Genomic DNA, 598 nt, shown 5'->3' with positions numbered 1-598 from the left:
CAGGTTGACCACATGCTGAAAATGTAATAGATAACCCATGCTCATTAACTCCTTCTGTTCGGCCAAAATATTGAGTAGAAAAGCCACTATGTGCATATGCACCTTCAACATGCGTCGAACAAAAACGCATATCATCTATTTTGGGTGATAAATCAAAATTTCTTAATACATATGTATGCTTTAAATCAGTTTTTTTAGGTAATACTGCACAATGACTACAACCTGCTTTTAATAGTGTCTGATAATAATACATCATATTCCTTGAAGGAATTTTCAATACTTCGCAAAAACCTTCAATTTCTTCATTAATTCCTGGACAATATTGTTTTAGTACATTTCTAGATTCTGTCCAATGGTTATCCGATATTAAATTTTCTTGCTGTATAAATTGTGGAATGAGATACGGGTGTTTCTTTACGAATTCCCCTTGTTGCTTACCAATTTCATAATGATTTCCTTTTAGTGACGAAAAATACCCCTTTATTTGATATACCTTAAATTCCCCCTCACATTGAATATATCCATATCATACCAAAATCCTTTTGTTCATTCTTGATGTTTTCCACTCTTTTCCACATACATTAACAATCCTTTTTTC

The 598-nt window shown here is 32.3% G+C and carries 1 protein-coding gene; it reads right to left on the bottom strand.

Annotation, left to right across the window (positions count from 1 at the left end; translation table 11 throughout):
- Window positions 1-517 (bottom strand): C45 family autoproteolytic acyltransferase/hydolase (locus tag AC1DTM_RS30700; RefSeq protein WP_477001733.1); only part of this gene is annotated, 517 nt, incomplete at its 3' end.
- Window positions 518-598 lie beyond the last annotated feature (81 nt).

The sequence above is a fragment of the Bacillus sp. P4_D3 genome (genome assembly GCF_056401855.1).
This window is presented reverse-complemented; position numbering and strand designations above follow the sequence as displayed.